We start from the raw sequence: 21,422 nt of genomic DNA, 5'->3' as shown, positions 1-21,422 counted from the left end.
CAGCACAACCTTTGCAACCGCCCGTATCCTTTTACTTCAGTTCGCCGCGCGCGTTTTCACCCGCTGCTTTAATAAAGCCAGAGAACAGTGGGTGACCGTCACGTGGCGTAGAAGTGAACTCTGGGTGGAACTGAGCAGCCACAAACCATGGGTGGTTCGGGTTTTCGATCATCTCAACCAGTTTCTTGTCCGCAGACAGACCGGATACTTTTAGGCCTGCTTTTTCAATTTGTGGACGAAGATTATTGTTCACTTCGTAACGGTGGCGGTGACGTTCATGGATCGTATCGCTACCGTATAGCTCACGAGCTTTAGTGCCTTTCGCTAGGTGACATAGCTGCGAACCTAGACGCATCGTACCACCAAGATTTGACGATTCAGTACGTTCTTCAACGTTACCTTCACTATCTACCCATTCCGTGATCAAACCTACCACAGGGTACTTGGTGTCTTTGTTAAATTCTGTTGAATGTGCACCTTCCATACCCGCAACGTTGCGCGCGTATTCAATCAGTGCCACTTGCATACCTAAGCAAATACCTAGGTAAGGAACCTTGTTCTCACGAGCGTATTTCGCTGCAAGAATCTTGCCTTCGATACCACGGTCGCCAAAGCCACCAGGTACAAGGATTGCGTCAAGCCCTTGCAGAACTTCAACGCCTTTGGTTTCTACGTCCTGAGAGTCTACATATTTAATGTTAACGCTCAAGCGATTTTTCAAACCTGCATGTTTAAGCGCTTCGTTTACTGATTTATACGCATCAGGTAGTTCGATGTATTTACCCACCATACCGATAGTAACTTCACCAGTTGGGTTCGCTTCTTCGTAAATCACCTGTTCCCATTCAGACAGATCCGCTTCTGGCGCATTAATGCCAAAACGTGCACAAACGAGATCATCAAGACCTTGAGATTTGATCAGTTGAGGGATCTTGTAGATAGAGTCTACGTCCTTCATGGAAATTACCGCTTTCTCAGGAACGTTACAGAATAGCGCAATCTTCTTACGCTCGTTCGCTGGGATCATGCGATCTGAGCGGCAAACTAGGATATCTGGTTGGATACCGATTGATAGCAGCTCTTTAACAGAGTGCTGAGTCGGTTTTGTTTTCACTTCGCCTGCAGCTGCAAGGTAAGGAACAAGTGTTAGGTGCATGAACATAGCGCGTTCACGGCCGATTTCAACGGCTAGCTGACGAATCGCTTCCATAAATGGTAGAGATTCGATATCACCAACAGTACCACCCACTTCAACGATCGCAACGTCGTGGCCTTGAGAACCATTGATCACGCGGTCTTTGATATCGTTTGTGATATGAGGGATAACTTGGATAGTTGCACCTAGGTAGTCACCGCGACGCTCTTTCGCGAGAACGTCTGAGTAAACACGACCTGCAGTGAAGTTGTTGCGCTTAGTCATCTTAGTGCGGATGAAACGCTCGTAGTGACCAAGGTCTAGGTCTGTTTCGGCGCCATCTTCTGTAACGAACACTTCACCATGTTGAGTTGGGCTCATTGTGCCTGGATCAACGTTGATGTAAGGGTCAAGCTTCATCATAGTCACTTTAAGACCACGAGCTTCTAAAATCGCTGCAAGAGATGCTGCTGCAATACCTTTACCTAGAGAGGATACAACCCCGCCAGTAACAAAAATGTAATTTGTCGTCATGTTTAACCTGAAATTGGTTGAATGAGGGAAACGGATTTCTTCTGGACGGGACGAAAATATACCAGAAGACCCTAACCGCCACAACGTGAAATCTATCACACGCCAATTTTTTATTTTTTGCTTCAAATCAAAGTGGATAAACACCAATCGAGTTGAATAAAAAATAGTTGAGTCAAATGTGTCTCAAATTTCTACTCGGCAGCTTGACTGCGTTCCGCGCGCTTCACTTGATCCCAAATGGCATCCAACTCTGCTAAATCGCACTCTTCAAGCTTCTTACCTTTTGCGTGTACACCTTGCTCTACTTGTTTGAATCGATTAGAAAACTTGAGATTAGCCTTGCTCAATGCCGCTTCTGGATTGACCTGCAAATGACGCGCTAAGTTGACGGTGGCAAACAGCAGATCCCCCAGCTCAAGCTCCACTTTTTCATCATCGACATCGACTTGAAGCGCCTCTTCCACCACTTCCTCAATTTCTTCTTTGACTTTGTCGACCACAGGCCCGAGTGAATCCCAATCAAAACCATAATGAGCGCATTTTTTCTGGATCTTTGTAGCACGCATTAACGCAGGTAGAGAGTTTGGTATTGAGTCTAGAATACTTTGCTCATTTTTGCCTATTTGTGCTTTCTCTTTGGCCTTTTCTGCTTCCCAATTGGCTTTTATTTGTGCTTCTGTCTCAAATTCGACTTGGCCGAACACATGGGGATGACGGCGTGTCAGTTTTTCGTTCACGGTTTCTACCACGGCGGAAAAATCAAACAACCCCTGCTCTTTTGCTAATTGGCTGTAGAAAATCACCTGGAACAACAGATCGCCCAACTCTTCCTGCAAATTAAGCCAATCGCGATTATGAATCGCATCCACCACTTCGTACGTTTCTTCGATAGTGTGAGGAACAATGGTGTCGAAGCTCTGCTTTAAATCCCAAGGACAGCCACTGTGCGGGTCACGCAGCTTCGCCATGATTTGTTCTAATTGTTCAATTGGATGACTCATTTTCTGTTCCTTAACCCTTTCTATCTAAAGAAAAAGGTGAGTAGTCAAAACCACTCACCTTAAATTACTTCGCTTACAACACTGCGTGGATTTTTATCAATACTCGCCTTTCACTAAGTAATTGTTGTTTTGACAAGGCAACAAGCTTTCGAGGCTCCTGAGCATGGTTCACCATGTGATTGAGCGAGAAAGCGAAGTTAACGCAGTAAAAACAGCAAGTACAACGTAAAAATTAGCCGAGGCGTTTTACCAACATCACATCCTTGATCTGCTCAACACGCTTCATGATGCGAGTCAGTACTTCAATGTTGGTCACTTCGAGTTCGAAATCCATCACATTGAGATGGGTGCGGTAATCAAGTCGACTCTTCATGCTGATGACTTTGATTTTCTCATTCGCCAGCATGGTGGTGATGTCTTTTAGCAAACCACTTCGCTCCATCGCCTCGACGCGCACGGTTAACATGTACGAGCCGACAACATCACTTCCCCAAACGGTATCTATGATACGTTCTGGGGCGTGGTGGCGCAGTTCTTCAAGCTGTTCACAATCGGCTCGGTGTACTGAAATGCCTCGACCTTGCGTGATGTAACCACAGATCTCATCACCCGGTATTGGTTGACAGCAGCGGGCTAAGTGAGACATCAGGTTATCTACCCCTTGCACAACCACGGCATCTTTGCGTGGACGAGTTGGGCTACCTGCGGCTTTATTGCCCGCTTCTTGCAGTCTTTCGAGTGCTTGACGATCTTCTTCTTCAGCCGTTGGTTTGTTCACTAACGCATTAATATGGTTCAAGATTTGGTTAATACGCAAATCACCACTGCCAACACCCACGTACAACTCATCGGCTGACTTCACGTTAAAACGTTTTACGGCGTACTGCTCTGCATCTTTTAGCGTTGCACCAATTTTCGCCAGTTCGTTTTCAAGGATCTCACGGCCAGCTTCGAGGTTTTTCTCACGGCTTTGTTTGCGGAACCAAGCGTTGATTTTCGCCCGAGCACGACCTGAAGTCACAAACCCCAATGACGGGTTTAACCAATCGCGGGAAGGGTTCGGCTCTTTCTGGGTGATGATTTCAACTTGATCGCCCATATTGAGTTTGTGGGTGAATGGGACGATGCGCCCTGCCACCTTGGCGCCGATACAGCGATGCCCCACCTCTGAGTGAATATGGTAGGCAAAATCGAGCGGCGTTGCGCCCATTGGCAAATCGACGACATCACCACGCGGGGTAAAGGCGTACACGCGGTCATCAAATACTTGGCTGCGCAGCTCGTCAAGCATTTCGCCAGAATCTGACATCTCTTCTTGCCAATCCAGCAGTTTACGTAGCCAGGTGATTTTCTCATCGTAACCACTGCGGCCGCTGCTGCTGCCTTCTTTGTATTTCCAGTGCGCGGCTACCCCGAGTTCCGAATCTTCATGCATCTGCTTGGTGCGGATTTGAATCTCGATGGTTTTGCCTTCTGGGCCGAGCACCACGGTATGAATCGACTGGTAACCATTCGGTTTTGGGTTGGCGACATAGTCGTCGAACTCACTTGGCAGATGTTTATATTTGGTGTGCACCACGCCTAATGCGGCATAACAATCTTGCAGTTTATCGGCAATGATCCGCACCGCACGCACGTCAAACAGCTCATCAAACGCTAAGCTCTTCTTCTGCATTTTGCGCCAAATACTATAGATATGTTTAGGACGGCCACTGACTTCGGCGTTAATGCCACACTCTTTCATTTCTTCAGAAAGGTCATCAACAAAGTCTTTGATGTATTGTTCGCGCACAATACGACGCTCAGATAACTGCTTAGCAATTTGCTTGTAGGTATCTGGCTGTTGATAGCGAAAAGCGTAATCTTCGATTTCCCACTTTAACTGACCAATGCCTAAACGGTTGGCCAGTGGTGCATAGATATTGGCACACTCTTTGGCTGCGGCGCGGCGCACTTCATCTGGCGCTTTTTTCACTTCAATCAGATTGCAGATACGCTCAGCCAATTTGATGACCACGCAGCGGAAGTCATCCACCATCGCCAGCAGCATGCGACGCACATTGTCGACTTGCGCCGAAGCCGCACTGCCTTCAAGAGTAATGTTTAGCTGACCAATCGCCGCCATTTCATCCACACCATCAATCAGCTTGATGATCTCTTTACTGTAGTGCTCTTCTAATGGCTCGCGTGCAAAAGCACCACTTGAGACTAATGGGAACAGTTGCGCGGCAACCAAGGTGGCCTTATCCATGGATAAGGTGACGAGAATTTCAATCATTTCTCGCCCTCGCCACAACAGAAGTTCGGCGTGTTCATGACCTTGCAGAATGGTCTGACAGTGGCGATAAACTTCAATAAGGCGCTTGGAGACGCCCGCGTCTTGTTTCAGGCTTGCCACCCAGCTTTCCAGCTCAAACTGTTCGTTTTGATTCAAATGTGCGCTTCTTACCGCAACCATCTTATTATCCTAATATTGCTTTTTCAGTTTCGACTAACAGCATCCCAGTTAGTTCGTTTTGTCCCAATCAAACGATGGCTTTCTCACCATGTGGTTTATTTTTCAAACAACGCCATCGATTCAAGGTGACTGGTATAAGGGAACATGTCCAACATACCTAATTTGGTTAAGCGATAACCTTGCTCCAACAGGCTTTGGCTATCCCTTGCAAGGGTAGCAGGATTACACGAAACATAAACCACTCTTTTCGCACCGAGTGCGGAAACCTGCTCGATGATACCGCTTGCGCCAGCCCTTGCAGGATCGAGTAAAATCTTATCAAACTTCTCGCTCGCCCAAGGCTGCCCAACAAAATCCTGCTCCAGATTAGCGTGGAAAAATTGCGCGTTATTGATTTGGTTCAAAGAGGCGTTGATTGCTGCTTTTTGCACCATTTCGTCCACCCCTTCCACCCCAGTCACCGACTTAGCTTTACTGGCGATCGGCAAGCTAAAATTTCCTAGACCACAGAAGAGATCTAACACACGGTCGCTGCTTTGCGGGTCTAACCACTCAAGCGCTTGAACCACCATCTGTTGGTTTACCTTTTGGTTCACCTGAATAAAGTTGTTTGGCTCAAATGGCACTTTAAAGCCAATTTCTTGGTAGTACGGCGCTTCGCCAGAAATACGCTCGAGCTGATCGCTTGCGGGCATAAGGTACAGCGTGGCTTGATGTTGTTCTGCACATTGACGTAGCTTAGCCACGTCTTCATCCAACAATGGGCCTGTATGTCGAAGCGTGATGACCGCACCGTTATCTGCCGCAACCAGTTCAACATGGCCTAAGTGTTCAGGATGTTGGAAATGGCTCAAGATCGCTTTCAGTTCTGGCAACAAACACTCAAGCTCAGCCACTAATACCGGGCACTGAGTAACGTTTTCGATTTGCTTGCTCTGTTTACGGCGGAATCCAAACTGCAACTGGCGCGATTTTTTGTCCCACATCAGGCTGACGCGCGCACGACGACGATACGCCTTCTCAAGCCCCGTTACTGGTGGTGATAAAAGGATCTCACTGCCGGAAAATTTCTTCATCAGTTGCAGCAGAGTGCGCTGCTTATAAGCCAGTTGAGCTTGGTAATCCATGTGCTGCATGTCGCAACCACCACACTGATTAAAATGAGAACAGAATGGTTCAACACGTTCCGCCGCTGGTTTGAGCAATTTGATCAGTTTACCGCGCGCAAACTTACTTTTACTCTCCGTCAGCTGCGTCACCACCTCTTCCCCCGGTAAAGTGCCATCAATAAAAAGTGGCTTTTTGTTGAGATAGGCAATCCCCGCCCCTTGATGGTCGAGTTTTTCCACCAACACCTGCTGATGTTTGCTTTCGGGTTGAAGTTTCTTTTTCGGTTGGAAAAAACGTGCCATGCTCAATTACCTGAATGATTTACTCAAATTTGTTTTACCGCTTCACTATTCTGCTGCGCAATCGTTGTGCCTGTGAGCGGTTGTGATTATGCTTAGCGACTATCCGGCTGGGTCACTGACATATTAGTGGCGCCTATTTTCCCATATCCAGACCTTGATGTAATTAGATAACATGACCAGATATGGCTTACGAGCACGTGTAATTACGCTCACCCTAGCGCCAACCTTGATCATCGGGTTGTTGCTCAGTAGTTTTTTCTCTTTCAATCGCTATCAAGATCTGGAACGTCAGGTGATCACCACGGGCAATAGCATTATTGAACCGATCGCCATCGCCAGCGAGCCTCATCTGCTTTCTGAAAGTCGAGAGGCCGTGAGACGCTTAGTCAGCTATGCTCACCGCAAAAATTCCAATTTGGTGCGCAGTATTGCCGTCTTTGATAGCAAACACGAACTGTTCGTTACCTCTAACTTTCACCCTAATTTTGAGTCGTTAACCTACCCGAAAGACCAACCGATCCCTCTTTTGGGCAATGCGGAAATCCGCAGCGACACCATGATTTTGCGTGTTCCTGTACTATCGGAAGGCCACTATTTGAGTGATTTGGCCGAGCCAGGCGAAGCCACCCGAGCCATTGGTTACATTGCCGTTGAGTTAGACCTCTCTTCACTGCGCCTACAACAGTACCAAGAAGTCTTCTCCGCTTTCCTAGTGTTAATCCTTGGTTTGGGCTTAGCGAGCGTGTTTGCTTCGCGCCTAATGCAGGATGTTACCCAGCCGATTACGCACATGAAAAACGTCGTCGACCGTATTCGCCGTGGTCAATTGGATGTGCGAATTGAAGGCAAAATGCACGGGGAATTGGATTCGTTGAAAAACGGTATCAACGCGATGGCGATTTCGTTGTCGGAATATCACGTTGAGATGCAGCACAGCATTGACCAAGCCACCTCCGACTTACGAGAAACACTCGAGCAGCTTGAGATTCAAAACGTTGAACTGGATATCGCCAAAAAACGCGCCCAAGAAGCGGCACGAGTCAAATCCGAGTTCCTCGCCAATATGTCGCATGAGCTGCGTACACCACTCAACGGCGTGATCGGCTTTACTCGTCAGATGCTCAAAACGCAGCTGACTAACAGCCAAACCGACTATCTACAGACCATTGAAAAGTCGGCCAACAACCTGCTCAATATCATCAACGATATTTTGGACTTCTCGAAACTGGAAGCTGGCAAGCTAGCACTGGAAAACATTCCATTTGATTTCCGTGAAAGCCTAGAAGAGGTTATCAGCCTTCAAGCCACTAGCGCGCACGAAAAAGGGTTAGAGATCACGTTGAAGATTGATCCGCGTATCCCAGAAGGCGTGGTGGGCGATCCATTGCGTATTCAGCAGGTACTGACCAACCTAGTGGGTAACTCAATCAAGTTTACCGAACGTGGCAACATCGATGTCAGTGTGGAAATGCGAGCTCAATCGGGCGACAGTATTGACCTGCAATTTATGGTGAAAGATACGGGTATCGGTATTTCTGAGCGGCAACAAGCGCAGCTTTTCCAAGCCTTTAGTCAAGCCGACGCCAGTATTTCTCGCCGCTACGGTGGCACCGGCCTTGGGTTGGTTATCACCCAGAAACTGGTCAGTCAAATGGGCGGTGAGATCAGCCTTACCAGCCGACTTCACCAAGGTTCAACCTTCTGGTTCACCTTGCGTCTGCACTCCACGCAAATGCCAATGAGCGATTCGATAGAAGCCGAATATCTGCAAGGCAAAGAACTGCTGTTGGTTGAGCCAAACATGCAAGCGGCGGCGGTCACCCAGCAAGTCTTAACGCAAGAAGGCATCAATGTCACCTACCGCTCGCTCTTACCAGACAATGCCAAAGGCTACGATTTTGTTCTGCTGAGTTTGGCGGTAAACCAAGTGTACGAATTGGAAACCATTGAAAACTGGTTAAGCCGAGCACTGCACATCTCTGCCAACACCATTCTGGCCATCCCTAGCACCGAGTTAGCTCTGGCGGATCAATTGACCGAACGTTTTGGCATTCAATGTTTAACCAAGCCGCTAGGTCGAAGAAAACTGCTGCAAAGCCTCGCGGCAAAACAAACCTTACAACCTTTGCTTCCGGCGCCTGAAAACGCACAAGCAGAGCGCTCTTCCCTGTCGGTACTGGCCGTAGATGACAACCCAGCCAACCTCAAACTGATCACCGCGCTCCTTGCAGAACGCGTGGTTTCGGTCACCTCTTGCAGTTCAGGCCAAGACGCGGTCGATATTGCTACCAGCCGCCAGTTCGATCTGATCTTTATGGATATTCAGATGCCGAAGATGGATGGAGTGACGGCTTGTAAGTTGATCAAACAAACCGAACTCAATGCCAACACGCCAGTGATCGCGGTAACGGCACACGCCATGAGCGGTGAGCGTGACCGCCTACTCAAGGCAGGCATGGATGATTACCTCACCAAGCCCATCGAAGAGCATATTTTGCAGCAAGTGCTGATCCACTGGAATCCCAACACCTGCGATAGCCAAGTTGAAAAGATCTCACCAAGCTATATTGCGACCGAAGAGAGCAGTGTGCAGCAGAACATCGCACGCAGCAGCGACATCATCATCGATTGGCAAGCAGCACTGAAGCAATCTGCTAACAAGGAAGATTTGGCAAAAGATATGCTGAGAATGTTGGTGGAATTCATTCCGGAAGTAGAGAGTGTTGTCGAGCTCGCGTTAGAGCAGGAAGACTACCCGCGTGACGAACTGATTCATGTCATCCATAAGCTGCATGGCAGCAGCTCTTACTGTGGTGTACCACGCTTAAAGGCGCTCTGTGCCACCATTGAGCAATCCCTGCGCAGCGATGCCGATCTGATGGATGTCGAGCCTGAACTGTTTGAACTGCAAGATGAGATGCTCAAGGTATCCACCACCGCGCAGTTGTATCTCGCCTAATGCCATTAAAAGAAAACCGCCGTCACGGCGGTTTTCTTTCTCAACAATTTTCTTTCTCAACAAACAGTCTCTTCACGGCCCTACGACAACCCATTGAACGGATCAGTTACCTACCGACTGGCTAACCGGTCGGCGAAAAAAACGCGCAGTGTTTTTTCCATCCTGTTTGGCAAGGTACATTGCATTATCAGCTTGAAGCAGCAACTTCTCCATATCGGCTTTTGCGGCCGTTGCCGTCGCAATGCCGATACTGCAACCGACATGTACTTGCAGTTGTTTCACTTCAATCGGCGTATTGCTCGACTCAATTAACTGCTCAGCAAACGCCAACAAAAAGGCTTCCATTTTTTCTGGCCCATCACGATGTGGCAAGTAAATGACAAACTCATCCCCACCAATCCGCCCAACGACACTTTGATTAAAATGCTCTTGGGTCAGATGAAGGTAACGATTCGCGATGGTGGATAACACGGCATCACCCACTGCATGCCCATGGCTGTCATTGACTGCTTTAAAACCATCTAAATCAATGAGTAACAGTGATAAATAAGCCTCACTGTGTTTCATGTGTGAAAAGTGTTTTTCACAGCCCAAACGGTTTTTGAGACCAGTTAAGGTGTCTTGCTCCGCCATACCACGGTAGTAGATTTCCCAACGTTCAATCTGAGAGCGTAGCTCTTTCTCTCGGATCAGTGCCTGATGCGAGTTTTCAATAAAGGTGTTGATGCTACTGGCCACCAAACCGATTTCGTTGTTGCGATTGATATCATCCACTTCAACGGTTTTCACCTGTCCTGGAGTGGCACGCGACACCGCAATCGATAGCGCCCTCAATGGCTTACCGATGATGCGTTTTACCACCAACGCAATGACCACAAACGTCATCAAAAACTGCAGCAAAACAAACAAAATCTGGTAAAGCACTTTGTCGAGGGTTTTACGTTGAATCACCAAATGATTGTCGTGCACATACAGAATCCCCAATGGTTTGGCATCCACTGGTGAGAGTAAAGGGTATTGATTCGCGTGCAGCCACATGTCTTTTTCAAACTGCCCCGGTTTGATTTTGTCAAACGTCACGCCCTCTAAACTTTCAAGACGCACAGCATTGATTTCATCATGCAGCAGCAAAGAGTCAATCACCTCTTCGGCAATCTCATGGTTATTGACATACAACGCGATGGCCGCCGAGTTAGAGAGAGACAACACCAATTTTTGTTCTAACTCCGTATGCGCTTGCTTCGCATTTTTAAAGCCAAACGGAATCATCAGCGCCAGCAAAAGCACTAGATAGACAATCGCGCATATCGAAACAAATCTCAGCAGGCGATTCGCTAATGAATGTCTCGGCAAGTTATTCATAAATTGTGGCAACCACCTTTAACTCCTCAGGAGGTGAAGTTTGCATATAGCCAATGGCATTTGGGTTGGCAAGCAAGTGCTCAACCAGTTCAATGTCGGTTTCAATCACATCAGGCGCTCGCATCCGTCCTGAAAATTTAAGCTTAGCCCAATACGCGTTAATCTGACTGGTGCGCATATTGGCCACTTTGCCAAAAAAGCGCGCTCGAACCTCATCACTGCGGTCAAAAACTTGCGTAATGTCCACGCGGCCAAAAGAGCGTTTTCGGCCTAAATACACATCCGCCACTTCGCTTTCGTTCATTTGATGAATGGCGCTCTCATGGCTAACGACCACAAAAATTTCGCCGTAAACGGGCATCATCACCAAACTGGCTAGGAGGGAAATTAGATATCTCATCTTCATCTCCCCCTAAAAAATAAAGTTCACACTAAGGGTGTAAAGCTGAACGTCGCGCCCTTGAGTTGATGAACGACCGTCAGCCGCCCAAAGGCCATATCCCACATCGTGAATCTGGATGTAGTCAAATTGCCCTTTGATCGCGACTTGCGGGTGAATATCCCAGCGTATGCCTAAGGAATAGGTATTCTGATCGATGTAAGTGGAATTGATGCCGCTAATGATGAGTTGCTGAAATTGCCCTAACTGAGGGGAGATGAGCCCCCAATCGCTTTGTGCTTTAACGATGTCTCTTGCTGGCTCAAAAAACGATACGGTTGCATAAGGCGTAAAACGATGAATGCTTCGCCCTAACATCAGATAGCCACCACTACCTTGCGGGATGGCTTGCTTCATACCTGCCACATAAAAAAGCTCGGACTGCATCTGCCACTCGCCATCAAAGTAACCAAGCCCGACCTGCCAGTACTTTACCGATTCTCCATTGATGTTGGATTGGGCGTAAATCTCAGCCGCCTCTAAACTGGCCGCCCCCAATCCTGCTTGCGCTAACTGGGCAATCCCCAGTTGTGCTTGTTGGCTGTTTGGACCAAGTGAGACCGTTAAATCCGCCACATCAACAAAAGAAAAACGTCCACTCCACTCGTGGTAATCAAACGTCAGTGCGATGGCCAACGTATGATCTGAACTGGCCTCTGAATGATCTTTTGTTCGCTCATCTTCGATTACCTGAGAAATGGCGCCATATTGCAAGCTGGCAGACCAGTTCACCTCGTTAATCGAAGAGCGATACGTAACATCAAGACCATCAATTGAGTCATAAAAAATACTGCCGTAAAGCTCTTGAGGTGGGCGAACCCAGAGGTGGGCGTAGTCAATCCGTCGGCTGTCTGCTGCGGTATAGGCATTCAGGCCAACACGGCCGATGCGCAAATCCCAGTTGGCATCGGGTAAGTAGCGAATAAACGCCAGCTCGGTGACGTTATTAAAATCTTGCTCAACGCGATCTTCTAGCACCCATTGTGCAGTGAGCGACCATTGATAATTCAGCGCCCAATCAACCTGTACACCAAAATTTGAATCGGGAAGAAATGAGCCGTTGCGTTCAACATCAGGCGGCTGAGAAATGTTACGCAAATAGCCGATATCGGGCTCATTTTCGTAGCTATAACCCACAGAGCCGAAACCTGAAAACGCCACTTCATTCGCTGAAGCGGTACATGAGCTGCTGAGTAAAAGACCCAGCAGGGTGAGAAAAGAGAGCCTAAAAGGCCAAAAAGCAACACTCAACATGGCACCGCCTTTCTTAATGAAATCATCGCTATACTGCTTTTAAACCGACCCATTCAAGTTAAAAATTAGCGAATAAAAAAGGATAAACTGGCCAACCTTGTATTTATGATTGTTATATTTAAAAACCCTACACCCCTAGAGTATATGCAATTTAATCAACAATCGACACGATCATTTGGAACAAAGATCACTAACTAAAAGAGTATTTTTGGAATTTGTGAAAAGACAGACAAATATGAAAAGTTTATAAAAGCGCCTTATCTCGCTGAAATATCGATAAAGCGCTTCTAATTAAGATTCGAAGATGACCGTTGCGACAGCGTAGTGACGCTCATCGGAAAGAGAAAGGTGGGTGTGGCAAACCCCCATTTGATGGGCCAGTTCTGCCGCTCTACCAGCAAGCTGCAGATAGGGTTTACCATTGTCATCATTCTTGATGGTGAAGTCTTGGAAAGAGACACCGTGAGCGATCCCTGTTCCTAACGCTTTAGAGGCAGCTTCTTTGGCCGCAAAACGCTTAGCAAGAAAACGCCCTTGCTGTTTTAAGCTGACAAACGTTTCCATTTCTTGCGCAGAGAGGATCCGTTCTGCAAACGCAACACCACTGCGAGCAAGTGCCTTTTCCACTCGCTCGATTTCAGCAATGTCGGTACCCAGTCCAACAATAGCCATTTACTGACGAGCCGCAACCATGATGGCTTTCATGTCCGCTACCGCTTTATGGAGACCATCAAATACCGCACGACCAATGATCGCATGGCCGATGTTCAGCTCGTAAATCTCAGGCAATGCCGCAATTGGTGCCACGTTGTGGTAAGTCAAACCATGACCTGCGTTCACCGTAATACCCAAATCCGCTGCGTAACTTGCGCCTGCAGCAATCTTCTTCAGCTCATCCAATTGGTCGGCTTCTGTCGCGGCATCCGCGTAATGACCCGTATGAAGCTCAATAAAAGGCGCGCCACACGCTTTGGCGGCATCAATTTGTTCACGATCTGCATCAATGAATAGGGAGACTTTAATGCCCGCTGCGGTTAATTTTTCCGTCGCAGCTTTGATTTTGTCTAAATGGCCAGCAACATCTAACCCGCCTTCGGTGGTGAGCTCTTCACGCTTTTCAGGTACCAAGCAAACATATTCAGGTTGCGTTTTGAGGGCAATCTCGATCATTTCATCTGTGACAGCCATTTCTAAATTCATACGCGTTTGCAGGGTTTCACGCAGAATACGAACGTCACGGTCGGTAATGTGGCGACGGTCTTCGCGTAAATGAATGGTAATGCCATCCGCGCCCGCTCGCTCTGCCACTTCTGCGGCATGGACAGGATCAGGATACTTAGTACCGCGGGCATTGCGTAAAGTGGCGACGTGGTCGATGTTAACACCCAGGTAAATTGAACTCATTTTTCCATACTCCGTGTTCGGGGAATCCTCATCTGTATAAACAATTCCCGACTTTTTAAAGGTTTGCCGCCAAGATACGGCTTTAAGGCTATTCGTGTAAAGCGTTTTGCCGCTTGAAGTTGCTCTTTCGTGAGAAAGCGACGCTCACTGATGGCAATCAATTCATTGCCCAAAAACGTCAGGTTGTCACGCCGCACTGACGCAATAAACCCTTTTTGCTCTCGGTAGCGATAAGTCATTTGCGGATCAATCGGCTCGCCAGTGCCAGCACAATGCAAAAAATCCACGCCGTAGCCCATCGCAGCCAGCAACGCGAGCTCAAAACGGCGCAAAGCCGGTTCAGGATTGTCCGCTTGGGCAAGCTCCGTTAAGGCAAATAGATAGTCATGGAACAGTCCGGGCATCGACACTTCTTGCATTAGAACGCGTCCAATCAGCTCATTCACGTACAATGCAGAATAGAGATTAATGCCCGTCAGAGGCAGGCCTAAACTGATCGGCTCAGCTTGGCGTAAGGTTTTCATTGCACCTTTGCCAGACCATTTCAGCAGTAAGGGGGTAAACGGTTGGAGTGCCCCTTTTAAATTTGATCGCTTACTGCGTGCCCCTTTCGACATTAAGGTAATGCGACCAAACTCTTCGCTGAATATGTCCAAGATCAGGCTGGATTCGCTATAAGGGCGACGATGGAGAACAAAACATCGCTGTAAACCGTCAGGCGCGTTCATGCTGTGCTTCTATTCCACAAAAAATAAGGAGCCACTTAGGCTCCTTAACAAGATACGATCGGAGCGATAACTCTCGCTAACCGAGTTAGAGGTCGTCAATGTAACCCAATGAGCGCAACGCACGTTCGTCGTCTGCCCAACCTGATTTCACTTTCACCCAAGTTTCTAGGTAAACCTTGCGACCAAACAGTTCTTCCATATCGAGGCGAGCCTCTCGTCCGATGGTTTTGATTTTCTCACCGCCTTTACCAATCACCATTTTCTTCTGGCCGCTACGCTCAACCAAAATTAACGCGTTGATGTGGAAACCATCAGTTTCCGGGTTGTAGTCAAAACGTTCGATCTCCACCGTCACTGAGTATGGCAGTTCGTCACCGGTAAAACGCATCAGTTTTTCACGCACGATTTCAGACGCCATGAAGCGCTGCGAACGGTCCGTCACATACTCTTCAGGGAAATGGTGCACTGCTTTTGGCAAGTGGTCACGAACGTGCTTACGCAGCACATCGATGTTTTTACCCTGTTTAGCAGAAATAGGCACCACATCGACGAAGTTCATTTTCTTCGACATTTCCATCATGTGCTGCATCACTTCATTGCGATCTTGTACGTTGTCTACTTTGTTGACACACAATACGACTGGGAAATTCGCTTTCTGCAGCTTATTGAGCACCATTTCATCGTCGTTGGTCCAATGGGTCCCATCGACCAAGAAAAACACCAAGTTCACATCACTGAGTGATGAGTTGGCTGCGCGGTTCATCAAACGGTTGATGGCGCGTTTCTCTTCGATGTGCAATCCCGGAGTATCGACGTAAATCGCTTGGTAATCGCCATCAGTATCCACGCCCATAATGCGGTGACGCGTGGTTTGTGGTTTGCGCGAAGTAATCGAGATTTTCTGACCAAGAATTTTGTTCAGTAGGGTCGATTTGCCCACATTAGGACGACCAACAATGGCGATAAAACCACAATGCTGGTTTTCAGAAGATGTGCTTTTCTTCTCTGTCGAGAAAAACGCATCGATATCAAATTCATTATCAGCCATTGGTTAACTGCTCCAGAGCCAATTCCGCAGCCGCTTGTTCTGCCTTGCGGCGGCTGGTACCTCTACCGACAACGGGCTTATCCATACCCGCGATATCACACTCAACCGTGAATTCCTGATTGTGTGCTTCACCTTTAATATTAGTCACTGTGTAAACAGGCAGCGGTTTTCTTCTGCCTTGCAAGAACTCTTGCAAACGTGTCTTGGGATCTTTCTGTGAAACACCAGGCTTGATGGCTTCCAAACGAGAGGTGTACCAATTGAGTACAATACCGCGCACCACTTCTAGATCGCTATCTAGATAAACGGCACCGATAATGGCTTCAACGGCATCAGCCAGAATCGAATCGCGACGGAAACCGCCACTTTTCAGCTCGCCTGGACCTAATTTTAAGTAATCTCCCAAACCGAATTCACGGCCTAGCTCTGCCAATGTATTACCGCGCACTAACGTCGCTCGCATGCGGCTCATGTCTCCCTCATTTACTTTCGGGAAACGATGATAAAGTTCATCAGCAATGACAAAACTTAAAATTGAATCGCCCAGAAATTCAAGACGTTCATTATGTTTGCTGTTGGCGCTGCGGTGAGTCAGCGCCAAATTGAGCAGCTCGTCATCTTGAAATTGATAGCCGAGCTGTCTGGTTAGTTTCTCAATTGGAGAATTCATACTTTTCCGATAATCATCAAAGTTAGTGAATACCGCCGATGCGGTTAAAACGCACGCCAGTAGGGATCCAAGAAGGCAGCACGCTATCTGAACCACGATCAAACTCGAAGCTGATCCAAATCGCCACGGCCTTACCTACTAGGTTAGCTTCTGGTACAAAGCCCCAGTAACGGCTATCAGCACTGTTGTCACGGTTGTCACCCATCACAAAATACTGACCTTGTGGTACCACCCATTCACTCACACCAGCACGAGGCGCATACGCTTCTACGCGGTCTTGACGCAGTGGGTTAACCAAAATTTGGTGTTTTACTTCGCCCAATTGTTCATCTGTTTGCGTTAGGTTGATGCCGTCTTGAATAAATTCGCTTTCCACAACGTTATTGCGGATCGCCATATGACAGACGCTCTCACCTTTTGGCTGAATACAGATTTCTTTTTGGCGGTTATAACGTACCGTATCACCAGGCAAACCGACCACTCGTTTGATGTAGTCGATGTTAGGTGACGGTGGGTATTTGAAGACAACAATATCGCCACGCTCTGGCTTACCCGTTTCCACTAACTGGGTTCGCCAAACCGGATCTTTCAAGCCATAAGCGTATTTCTCTACCAGAATAAAATCGCCCACAAGCAGAGTCGGCATCATTGAGCCTGAAGGGATCTGAAACGGTTCATAGATAAACGAGCGTAACACCAAAACAAAGGCGATAACCGGGAAGATAGAGACACTGTTTTCCACCCACCAAGGCTGCATTTTCGCCTTTGCGAGAGTTTGTGCATCTAACCCATTAACCGTTTGACTTTCAATCTCCGCCACTTTTTGTTGGCGTTTCTTGGCCCAAACCAGTTTTTCGAGCAACCAAACCACACCTGTGATCAGCGTGACGATGACCAAAATCAGTGAGAATGTATTCGCCATGGACTTCCCTTATCTAAAAAATACGAAAGTGAAAGAGCCGTAACCCTTTCACTTATTTGGATATCTACCGTCTTATGACTGGTAAGCAAGATGTAAGTTCAAACTGTTAATCTTTACCTACATGGAGAATCGCTAGGAAAGCTTCTTGCGGTAGCTCAACGTTACCGATTTGCTTCATGCGTTTCTTACCTTCTTTCTGCTTCTTCAGTAGTTTCTTCTTACGGCTCACGTCACCACCGTAACACTTCGCTAATACGTTTTTACGTAGCTGTTTTACAGTAGAACGCGCAATAATGTGGTTACCAATTGCGGCTTGAATCGCGATGTCGAACATCTGGCGAGGAATGAATTCTTTCATTTTCTCAACCAATTGACGGCCACGAGTCTGAGACTGATCTTTGTGAGTAATGATCGCCAAAGCATCGACTTTATCGCCGTTTAGCAACACGTCTACACGCACCATGTTCGACTCTTCAAAACGTTGGAATCCGTAATCAAGCGACGCATAACCACGCGAGGTCGATTTCAAACGGTCGAAGAAATCCAGTACCACTTCCGCCATCGGAATATCGTACGTCAATGCGACTTGGTTGCCGTGGTAAACCATGTCTACCTGAGTACCACGCTTCTCAATACACAAGGTAATCACGTTACCTAGGTAATCCGCTGGCACAAGAATATTACAACGTGCGATTGGCTCACGAATTTCTGCCACGTCATTCACCGCAGGCAATTTCGCAGGGCTATCAACATAGATAGTCTGTTTGCTGGTGGTCAGCACTTCGTAAACTACCGTTGGCGCAGTAGTGATCAGGTCGAGATCGTATTCACGCTCTAAACGCTCTTGAATGATCTCCATGTGCAGCATACCAAGGAAGCCACAACGGAAACCAAAACCGAGTGCAGCCGAGTTCTCTGGCTCATAGAAAAGTGACGCGTCGTTTAAGCTGAGTTTGCCTAGTGCATCGCGAAACGCTTCATAATCGTCAGAGGAAACCGGGAACAGACCTGCGTATACCTGAGGTTTCACTTTCTTAAAACCTGGCAGCGCTTTCTCTGCACCATTTTTCGCCAGAGTTAACGTATCACCAACAGGTGCGCCAAGAATGTCTTTAATACCACAAACCACCCAGCCTACTTCGCCAGTGTTGAGCTCTGTCGTATCGATCTGTTTTGGTGTGAAGATACCTAAACGGTCTACACCCCAAACTTGGCCCGTACTCATCACTTTGATCTTGTCGTTTTTCTTCAGCTTGCCGTGTTTAATACGCACAAGAGAGACAACGCCAAGGTAGTTGTCAAACCACGAGTCAATGATCAGTGCTTGCAGTGGCGCTTCAGGATCGCCTTCTGGTGCTGGGATCGCAGAAACGATCTTCTCTAGCACATCATCAACGCCAAGACCGGTTTTGGCTGAACAGCGAACCGCATCAATCGCATCGATACCAACGATGTCTTCAATCTCTTCCGCCACACGCTCAGGCTCTGCCGCAGGAAGGTCAATCTTGTTTAGGATTGGAACAACTTCCAAATCCATTTCAATTGCGGTGTAACAGTTTGCAAGCGTTTGAGCTTCAACGCCCTGACCTGCATCCACCACCAACAAAGCACCTTCACACGCGGCCAGCGAGCGAGATACTTCGTAAGAAAAGTCAACGTGTCCCGGAGTATCGATAAAGTTAAGCTGGTAAGTTTCACCATCTTGGGCTTTATAGTCGAGGGTCACACTCTGCGCTTTAATGGTAATTCCACGCTCACGCTCTAACTCCATGGAGTCTAGAACTTGTTCTGCCATTTCACGGTCGCTCAATCCACCACAAACTTGGATTAAACGGTCTGATAGGGTCGATTTGCCGTGGTCAATATGGGCGATAATCGAAAAATTACGAATGTGCTTCATAGATTTGGGGTGACTAAACTCTGTTATTCTGGGACATAGAAACGCCGCTCATTGGCGGCATTTCAGTTAAGTTGGCAGATTCTACCCAATTTCAACTCTGGGCGCATCATAATTTAGGCGATAGGTTCACCAAACACTCTCATCAACTCGACCTGAGCAGCACTTTTCTGCTCAAGCGGCTGAGCCAGTTTTTTTGCTAAGAGGATGCCGATAAACGCAAAAAGCATCGAGGTCAGTACTACCGCCCCCTCTCCCATCTCTAACCATGGAGAAAGCACCAGATGGCCAAACAAAGCCCCCAGCAGCATCGCAACGATAGGCAGCAGATACACCAACATCGCCGATTGAAGAAGGCTTTGCTCTGGAATGCCTATTTCAACCACTTGACCAACGTGAAGTCGTCGCTGAGTCTCTAAATGCCAAAGTAAACTTTTGTTACCAAACGCTTTACTGACAACCCCTGTTCCACAGCTTTTTTGTGAAGAACAACTGCTGCAACTGGTTTGCTGCTCACAACTCAACGCCACCTCAAACCCATGGTCATTCGGTGTCACTTGGGTGACGGTGGCGAGTGCGGTCATCATTGCGGTTTTGCCTTATTCTGATTAAGTTCAGCCGTGAAGGTGACCGATTGAGCGATACGCTGCGCAGTGGCTGGCGGAATATCTCCCACCACAGAGATTTCATGCTCACCCACCACCACACTATGCAAAGTACGGCGGCCTTGACGTACCAATTGGCCTTTCAACGAATGATCGTCTTTCTCTGCGACATAAACAGAGAAACTAAACAAGCCATCAGTGAAAAGCTGGCTTTCCACCATTTGATCTGTCAATGCCAAGCGATAACGGCTTAGGTCGTTGGCAACAAATCCTTCCGGAGTCCATGACACACGCCAGTTACTCTTCTCCACTTCCCCTTTCGGTAAAGTCAGAACAGCAGGTAGCTGCACATCTTCAAGACCACTCATTAGGTCGGCAATTTTCTGATTCACGGTGTATGTAATGGCACGATACTGCTCAATCACCTCACCGTCACGATCCACTAGGTCGGCGCGTAAAGGCAGCTTGCTCTGCTCATCAATCCAAACCACGTAGGAATAACGTAACCCATCTTTCGGCACAATACGGATCACTTGCGTAGGAGAGCCGGCTTCACGTGCTCGGCCGACTTGCACGTAATCATAAAACTTGTGCAGTTGATCAATGTCACTGCCTAACATAGGCATGACCGGGGCAACCATTTCTCCGGCTTGAATGGTAAACGGCTCCACACCAGGTTCTATATAGCTGACTTCATGACCACGTTTAATTACTTCGCGCACAGGGCCGCTAAGATAAATCAGATGCGCATACTGCTGCGCTTCTTTACTGGCATGACGATACAGTAAAGGCTCTATGCTGTTTTTCTTGATAAGAATATAAGCTAACTCGTAGCTCAAATTTTGACTGGCTTCGCTCATTTGATGCAATAAAGCCTCCGCCGGCTTATCGCTGGCAAAGGCTTGGGGAGTCATCACACTGAACAGAGCACAGACACTGAACAGGAATTTCTTCATTCAATTTCCGATGTAGATTGCTCACCTGCAATATGAGATGAGTCACTATTTAATCTTAGCTGGAGCTCATAATCACGTAACATAGCATGAACGCGTTTACGCTGCTCTTGAATTGACGATTCGCTCATCGATTTTTCGACCGATTCACGCGTCAAACTCACTGGCTCAGCACTGCCGGCAAACGGAATTGTCTGCAACACAGGTAATTGATCCGCTTGAGGCGCCGCGGGATCACTGCCACCGTATTGTTGCACGCCAAGGATGACCGCAAGGGACACACACGCCGCAACCGCGACTTGGCCAAACTGAGACAACCACGTTGGTAACTGCCTTCTTGCCTGTTGTGGCAAAGGTTGTGACTCTGGAGGCATCTGAGTAAGCTCAATGACTTTTTGCTGATGTAAACTGTGCGCGGGTTCGTTTTCCAACGCTAGTGCGACACTTTCAGCAATATTCCACTCGGGCTGTTGTGGTGCTTCACCACGCATAACATCACCGATTAAGTGGTAATTGCGCCAAGAGGCCAAAACGTCATCGTCTTGAGCGATCTCTTTGATCAAAGCCTTATCGACAATTTCGCCATCCATGAGCGCCGAAAGCTTTTCTTTGTCAGCCATTCTAATTCACCATTGTTGTTA

General features: G+C 47.7%; 18 protein-coding genes. 1 reads left to right on the top strand and 17 read right to left on the bottom strand.

The annotated features are described in order from the left end of the window. Positions 1 to 31: 31 nt before the first annotated feature. The 4 genes from pyrG to rlmD form a co-directional block, all read right to left on the bottom strand. The gene (gene pyrG, locus VV1_RS07470) at positions 32 to 1,669 is read right to left on the bottom strand and encodes a CTP synthase (protein WP_011079512.1); all 1,638 of its coding nucleotides are present in this window, start codon (positions 1,667 to 1,669) and stop codon (positions 32 to 34) included. A 191-nt stretch (positions 1,670 to 1,860) separates the two neighbouring features. Next, positions 1,861 to 2,670, bottom strand: a complete 810-nt coding sequence (gene mazG, locus VV1_RS07465; RefSeq protein WP_011079511.1) for a nucleoside triphosphate pyrophosphohydrolase — start codon at positions 2,668 to 2,670, stop codon at positions 1,861 to 1,863. 232 nt (positions 2,671 to 2,902) lie between these two features. Further along, on the bottom strand, positions 2,903 to 5,128 hold the full coding sequence (gene relA, locus VV1_RS07460) for a GTP diphosphokinase (RefSeq protein WP_011079510.1): 2,226 nt from the start codon (positions 5,126 to 5,128) through the stop codon (positions 2,903 to 2,905). Between the two features lie 95 nt (positions 5,129 to 5,223). Further along, a complete protein-coding gene (gene rlmD / locus VV1_RS07455) occupies positions 5,224 to 6,540 on the bottom strand; it encodes a 23S rRNA (uracil(1939)-C(5))-methyltransferase RlmD (protein WP_011079509.1) in 1,317 nt (438 codons plus the stop codon). Positions 6,541 to 6,712: 172 nt separating this feature from the next. On the opposite strand from rlmD, the gene barA reads away from it, so the two are divergent. Further along, positions 6,713 to 9,499, top strand: coding sequence for a two-component sensor histidine kinase BarA (gene barA, locus VV1_RS07450; protein WP_011079508.1), 2,787 nt, complete (start codon positions 6,713 to 6,715; stop codon positions 9,497 to 9,499). A gap of 102 nt (positions 9,500 to 9,601) precedes the next feature. Here barA and VV1_RS07445 read toward each other — a convergent pair whose 3' ends face one another. The 13 genes from VV1_RS07445 to VV1_RS07385 all read right to left on the bottom strand — a co-directional run bounded on the left by VV1_RS07445 (position 9,602) and on the right by VV1_RS07385 (position 21,401). Next, on the bottom strand, positions 9,602 to 10,873 hold the full coding sequence (locus VV1_RS07445; RefSeq protein ID WP_052298468.1) for a GGDEF domain-containing protein: 1,272 nt from the start codon (positions 10,871 to 10,873) through the stop codon (positions 9,602 to 9,604). After that, positions 10,854 to 11,261, bottom strand: coding sequence for a hypothetical protein (locus VV1_RS07440; RefSeq protein WP_026130621.1), 408 nt, complete (start codon positions 11,259 to 11,261; stop codon positions 10,854 to 10,856). The genes VV1_RS07445 and VV1_RS07440 overlap by 20 nt, the downstream gene beginning before the upstream one ends. 12 nt (positions 11,262 to 11,273) lie before the next feature. Further along, complete coding sequence (locus VV1_RS07435) at positions 11,274 to 12,554, bottom strand: hypothetical protein (RefSeq protein WP_011079505.1); 1,281 nt, start codon at positions 12,552 to 12,554, stop codon at positions 11,274 to 11,276. Between the two features lie 291 nt (positions 12,555 to 12,845). Continuing rightward, the gene (gene acpS, locus VV1_RS07430) at positions 12,846 to 13,226 is read right to left on the bottom strand and encodes a holo-ACP synthase (RefSeq protein WP_011079504.1); all 381 of its coding nucleotides are present in this window, start codon (positions 13,224 to 13,226) and stop codon (positions 12,846 to 12,848) included. Beyond that, entirely contained in the window at positions 13,227 to 13,958 is a 732-nt protein-coding gene (gene pdxJ / locus VV1_RS07425; protein ID WP_011079503.1) for a pyridoxine 5'-phosphate synthase, read from the bottom strand. Beyond that, positions 13,955 to 14,686, bottom strand: coding sequence for a DNA repair protein RecO (recO, locus tag VV1_RS07420; protein ID WP_011079502.1), 732 nt, complete (start codon positions 14,684 to 14,686; stop codon positions 13,955 to 13,957). The genes pdxJ and recO overlap by 4 nt, the downstream gene beginning before the upstream one ends. 85 nt (positions 14,687 to 14,771) lie before the next feature. Continuing rightward, positions 14,772 to 15,734 carry a GTPase Era gene (era, locus tag VV1_RS07415; RefSeq protein ID WP_011079501.1) on the bottom strand — a complete coding sequence of 321 codons (963 nt, stop codon included), beginning with the start codon at positions 15,732 to 15,734 and terminating at the stop codon, positions 14,772 to 14,774. Next, positions 15,727 to 16,404, bottom strand: a complete 678-nt coding sequence (gene rnc / locus VV1_RS07410) for a ribonuclease III (protein ID WP_011079500.1) — start codon at positions 16,402 to 16,404, stop codon at positions 15,727 to 15,729. The genes era and rnc overlap by 8 nt, the downstream gene beginning before the upstream one ends. Before the next feature lie 22 nt (positions 16,405 to 16,426). Further along, positions 16,427 to 17,326: a signal peptidase I gene (gene lepB, locus VV1_RS07405; RefSeq protein ID WP_011079499.1), complete on the bottom strand. Its 900-nt coding sequence runs from the start codon at positions 17,324 to 17,326 to the stop codon at positions 16,427 to 16,429. Between the two features lie 106 nt (positions 17,327 to 17,432). After that, the gene (lepA, locus tag VV1_RS07400; RefSeq protein WP_011079498.1) at positions 17,433 to 19,226 is read right to left on the bottom strand and encodes a translation elongation factor 4; all 1,794 of its coding nucleotides are present in this window, start codon (positions 19,224 to 19,226) and stop codon (positions 17,433 to 17,435) included. A 113-nt stretch (positions 19,227 to 19,339) separates the two neighbouring features. Next, positions 19,340 to 19,810, bottom strand: a complete 471-nt coding sequence (locus VV1_RS07395) for a SoxR reducing system RseC family protein (protein ID WP_011079497.1) — start codon at positions 19,808 to 19,810, stop codon at positions 19,340 to 19,342. Further along, positions 19,807 to 20,784 (bottom strand): sigma-E factor regulatory protein RseB, encoded by a 978-nt coding sequence (gene rseB / locus VV1_RS07390; protein WP_011079496.1) that lies wholly within the window; start codon positions 20,782 to 20,784, stop codon positions 19,807 to 19,809. Before rseB ends, VV1_RS07395 begins: the two co-directional genes overlap by 4 nt. Further along, complete coding sequence (locus VV1_RS07385) at positions 20,781 to 21,401, bottom strand: sigma-E factor negative regulatory protein (protein ID WP_011079495.1); 621 nt, start codon at positions 21,399 to 21,401, stop codon at positions 20,781 to 20,783. Before VV1_RS07385 ends, rseB begins: the two co-directional genes overlap by 4 nt. Positions 21,402 to 21,422 lie beyond the last annotated feature (21 nt).

The organism is Vibrio vulnificus CMCP6 (assembly GCF_000039765.1).
Classification (GTDB): Bacteria; Pseudomonadota; Gammaproteobacteria; order Enterobacterales; family Vibrionaceae; genus Vibrio; species Vibrio vulnificus_B.
This window is presented reverse-complemented; position numbering and strand designations above follow the sequence as displayed.